Consider the following 5,023-nt stretch of genomic DNA (forward strand, 5'->3'; position numbering starts at 1 on the left):
CCACACCCCGGCCACGCCCGGCACCTGCGCCTGACCGCCCAGGATGCCCTCGGTACCCACCTCGCGGGCCACCCGCGTCACCTCGGAGGAGAACGAGGAGAGCTGCTCCACCATCGTGTTGACGGTGTTCTTCAGCTCCAGCATCTCGCCGGCCACCTGCACGGTGACCTTCCGCGACAGATCGCCGCCCGCGACCGCCGTGGTCACCAGCGCGATGTCCCGCACCTGCGCGGTGAGCCGGTTCGCCATCGTGTTGACGGACTCCGTCAGGTCCTTCCAGGAACCCGACATGCCCCGCACCTTCGCCTGCCCGCCGAGCTTGCCGTCGGTACCGACCTCGATGGCCACCCGCGTGACCTCGTCGGTGAAGGTGGAAAGCTGGTCGACCAGGTTGTTCACGGTCCGGCCGACCTTCAGGAACTCGCCGCGCAGCGGATGCCCGGTCCCGTCCGGTGCCTCGGTGCGCAGGTCCATGCGCGGCGACAGATCGCCCTCCGCGACGGCCGTCAGCACCCGGCTGACCTCGGACACCGGCCACACCAGGTCGTCGACCAGCGCGTTGGAGTTCTCCACCGCGGCCGCCCAGGAGCCCTCGCCGGCACCCGTCTCCAGTCGCTCGGTGAGTTTGCCCTCTCGGCCGACCGTGCGCCGCACCCGCGCCAGCTCACCGGTGAGATGCAGATTGCGGTCGGCCACCTCGTTGAAGACCGCCGCGATCTCCGACATCACACCGTCGCCGGAGACCGTGAGCCGCTTGCGGAAGTTCCCGTCGCGCATGGATTCCAGCGCGGCGAGCAACCGGTGCAGGGCAGCCGTGTCCACCTCGGTGACGCCACCGCTCCTGCGCGGGGACGGCCGGCCCTTCGCGCGCGTCTTATTGCCCCGCGTCGCTGCGCCAGACTCCACTGTGTCCCTCCCGGAGGGGTAGACCGCCACTGCCGTGCCCGGCCGCGTCCTGGGGCTGCTGCCCTTCGCGCACGGAACGCACGCAGCCCGAACCGACCTTCATCAAAATCCTGCCCAGTGTTTCACCCCTGCCGAACCAGGCCATAACAGTTCGGCAGCTTCGCACACGGTTCGCACACCGTGGGGGGTAATCACCGGCGACCGGCATCCACTGCGACGGCGAAGGTAAGTAACCTTGCATCCGGCTGTCCAGCCGCACCGGCCCGACCGGCCTGGGCGGCGGCACGAGTAGGACACGGGCATCGGAGGGGCGGCCGCAGAGGATGACCACCGGACTGATCTCGGGGGGACCTCCCCCGGAGCCACGGCCGAAGGGCGAGCGGACCCCGCAGCAGCGGTCCGGGCCGGCCGGCTCGCCGGCCACGCACGTCGACGACAGAGCAGGGAGTTCCGTGATCACCGCCCGCGCGGCCGCCAGCTTCGAGCCCGTCGGGCGTTCGGTCGCGACCGCCCGCGCCTTCGTCCGCGACACCCTCCAGGGCTGGGGGTTCGCGGACATCGTCGACGACGCCGTGGTGCTCACCAGCGAGCTGGTCACCAACGCCGTGGTCCACGCGGGCACCGAGGCCGAGGTCCTGTGCCTGCGCACCGACCACGGCGTACGCGTCGAGGTCTCCGACCGCTACCCCGAGCGCGAGGTCCCGCTCCAGAGCGCGCACGCCGTCATGGGCAGCCCCGACCGCGAGGGCGGCCGCGGCCTGCAACTGTGCGCCGCGCTCGCCACCCGCTGGGGCGTCGAGTACACCCCCACCCACAAGAACGTCTGGTTCCAGCTCGACCTGCCCGAACGCCACGTCGGCACCCGAGCCGCCGGACCGGCCCTCCCGCCCGACCTGCTCCCGCTGGCCGACAGCCGGGTCCGCGTGGCCGTCCTCCAGATCGACCGCAAGGGCTGCGTCAGCGCCTGGAACGAGGACGCCGAGGAACTCTTCGGCTACCCGGCGAACGAGGTCGTCGGCAAGCCCCTCACCGACCTCGCGGCCTGGCCGCACACCCCCGGCACCGGCACCGGCATCGCCGAGGCCCTCCAGCTCTCCCGCTGGGAGGGCAGCTACGGCGTCCGGGGCGCCGACGGCCGCGTCTCCCCCGTCTACGCCTCCCACCTGCGCGTCCGGGACACCGGCGGCGAGCCTTCCACCGTCTGCCTCCTGGTCCGCGACCACGAGCGCGCCGTCCTCCAGACCCCCTCCCGCGTCCCCACCGGCGACCAGAGCGGCTCCGACGGCCCGAACGCGGACCCCTTCGAGGTCTTCATCGGCTCCCCCGCCCCCGACGACCTGGACGGACTCCTCCAGCGCACCGTCGAGCGCGCCCGCGACATGCTCGACGGCGACTCCGCCTTCCTGCTGCTCGCCACCGACGACGAGACCGAACTCGAGGTACGCGCCTCCACCGGCCTGCCCTCCACCCGCCAGCGCTTCGCCCGCGTCCCCGTCGAGGCCGGCCCCGGCCGCTACGGCTCCGCGCGCATGCCCGCCGTCCACGACGACCTGAACGCCGTCCCCAGCGCCGCCGTGCCGCTCCTGGCGGGCACCGGCATGCGGTCGGTGGTCACCGTGCCGCTCAAGGTCGAGGGCCGCCTCACCGGCTCCCTCGGCGTCGCGGCCGAGGCACCGGGCCGGTACTCCAACGAGGAGGCACTGCGTCTGCAGTTCGCCGCCGACCGCATCGCGCTGGCCGTGGAGTCCGCCCGCCTCGGCGAGCTGGAGCGGCTGCGCAGAGGCTCGCTCAGCTTCCTGGTCGAGGCGTCCGACCTGCTCGCCGGCACCCTGGACCGCGACCAGACCCTCGCCCTGATGGCGCAGATGACCGTGCCGACCCTGGCCACCTGGTGCGCGGTCTACACGATCAGCGAGCAGTCCGCCGACCCGTACCTCTCGTACGTCCTGCACGAGGACGAGGAGTTCATCGACGGCATCAAGTCCTTGCTGTCGAAGATCCCGCCGCCCGACCCGGTACTGACCCCCGGCGCGCGCGTCTGGCCGCTGCCCGGCGAGGTCGCCCACCAGGCCGCCCTGCGCAGCTCCATGCGCAGCCTCGGCCTCTCCGGCGGTCCCACCCAGCAGCTCGCCTCCAGCATCGGCCCCACCCTGGCGACGGCTTCGGCGGTCGGCGGCGAGACGGTCGTCCTGCCCCTGGTGGCCCGCAACCGCGTCATCGGCATGCTGACCCTCGGCAAGCCCACCGACGAACACTTCCGCCAGGAGATCCTGGAACTGGCCGAGGACCTGTCCCGCCGGGCCGCCCTGGCCCTGGACAACGCCCGCCTGTACTCCGAGCGCACGGCCATCAGCCAGTCCCTCCAGCGCAGCCTCCTGCCGCCCGGCCTCCCGCCGATCGACGGCGTAGAGGTCGACGTCATCTACCGCGCGGCGGGCGAGGGCAACGAGGTCGGCGGCGACTTCTACGACCTCTTCCCCATCGGCGACGGCGCGTACGGGTTCGCCATCGGCGACGTCTGCGGCACCGGCCCCAACGCGGCCGCCGTCACCGGCCTCGCCCGGCACGCCCTGCGCCTGCTGGCCCGCGAGGGCCTCAGCGGCCCGGCGGTCCTGGAGCGCCTGAACTCCGCGATCCTCGACGAGGGCGACCGCAGCCGCTTCCTCACCCTGCTCTACGGCGAGCTGCGCCCCCAGGAGGACGGCGGCGCCGAACTGAAGGTGGTCTGCGCCGGCCACCCGCTCCCGCTGCGCCTGCGCCAGGACGGCACGGTCACCGCGGCCGCCGAACCCCAGCCCCTCCTCGGCGTCATCGAGGACCTGGAGCTGTACGAGGAGACGGTCACTCTGGACCCCGGCGACGTCCTCCTCTGCGTCACGGACGGCGTCACCGAACGCCGCGAGGGCACCCGCATGCTCGGCGACGACGGCCTCGCGGACGTCCTGACGACCTGTACCGGGCTCACGGCCGGCGCGGTCGCGGCACGCGTGCTGCGCGCGGTGGAGCGGTTCGCCTCCGACGCACCCTCGGACGACATGGCCATCCTGGCGATGCGGGTCCCGGGGCTTCAGCAGGACTGAGCTCGTCCGGTCCGCCCCGCCGGGCGGACCGGACCTGCGGACATGCGAAAGGCCCCACCCGGAACGGGTGGGGCCTTTATCGCTGAGCCCCCAAACGGAATCGAACCGTTGACCTTCTCCTTACCATGGAGACGCTCTGCCGACTGAGCTATGGGGGCCTTGTCGCTTTCGAGGTTTCCCTCGCGGCAACAAGAAGATCGTACCCTGAACGGGCTCGGCTTCCCAAATCCGTTCGCCGCTTGTTCAGAAAGCGGGCTGGAGCAGTCCGCCAAGGGCATTGCAGGCGGCGACCATCCGCTGCATCTCCCGCTTCGTCAGGGCCGGGTCGAGGGGCAGCGCGAGCGTCTCGTCCGCGGCCAGCTCGGTCTCGGGCAGCGTCCAGCCGGGCCCCCGGAACCCGGGGAGCCGGTGCGCGGGCGTCTGTACGGGAATCCGGCAGGCAACGCCCCTGGCCCGCAAGGCGCGCGCGAACGCATCCCGGTCGGGCCGCCCGTTCCCCGGCACCCGGACCACGTACTGCTGATAGGTGTGCCCGTCCCCGCTGTCCGGCGTCCGAACTCCCTTGAGGCGGGCATCCAGATAGGCGGCCCGCTCCCGTCGCCGCACCAACTCCTCGTCCGGAGCATCGGCTTCACCCCGCTCCAGCACCAACAGCCCGTGCCGGTTGCCCAGTTCACGCAGCGGCCGCACATCGGCCCGCCGGCCGAACCGGTGGACCACGACGACGCCTGCGGTCCGGTCCGTCACGGAAGCCGCGACGGAGTCCGCGTCCAGGCAGTAGGTGACCGGATCTATGTCGGCGAACACCGGCCGCGCGCCCACGAGGGCGACCGCCTCGGCGACTTCGGCGTTCCCGAAGGCAGGTACGACGACTTCGTCCCCGGCTCCCACGCCGGCGGCCCTGAGCATTGCTGCGGTACCCATGCGGCACATGCTCGGCGGACGACGTGAACGCCAAGTTACGAAAAACAAAAAAGGCTTGGTCCCTGAACCGAAGTTCAGGGACCAAGCCTTTTATCAAAAATAGTTCGGCGGCG

The 5,023-nt window shown here is 72.0% G+C and carries 3 protein-coding genes and 1 tRNA gene; 1 reads left to right on the top strand and 3 read right to left on the bottom strand.

The features are described from left to right. A partial coding sequence (locus CCN33_RS20035; RefSeq protein ID WP_086694957.1) for a HAMP domain-containing protein occupies positions 1-906 on the bottom strand: 906 nt, incomplete at its 3' end. A 323-nt stretch (positions 907-1,229) separates the two neighbouring features. Here CCN33_RS20035 and CCN33_RS20045 point away from each other — a divergent pair. Next, complete coding sequence (locus CCN33_RS20045) at positions 1,230-3,986, top strand: SpoIIE family protein phosphatase (RefSeq protein WP_086694955.1); 2,757 nt, start codon at positions 1,230-1,232, stop codon at positions 3,984-3,986. A gap of 85 nt (positions 3,987-4,071) precedes the next feature. Here the strand turns inward: CCN33_RS20045 and CCN33_RS20050 are convergent. After that, positions 4,072-4,144: transfer RNA gene (locus CCN33_RS20050), tRNA-Thr, on the bottom strand. Between the two features lie 85 nt (positions 4,145-4,229). Then, positions 4,230-4,895, bottom strand: a complete 666-nt coding sequence (locus CCN33_RS20055; RefSeq protein ID WP_086694956.1) for a DegT/DnrJ/EryC1/StrS family aminotransferase — start codon at positions 4,893-4,895, stop codon at positions 4,230-4,232. Between the last annotated feature and the right edge of the window lie 128 nt (positions 4,896-5,023).

Origin of the sequence: Streptomyces recifensis (assembly GCF_002154615.1) — a bacterium.
Lineage (GTDB): Bacteria > Actinomycetota > Actinomycetes > Streptomycetales > Streptomycetaceae > Streptomyces > Streptomyces griseoluteus.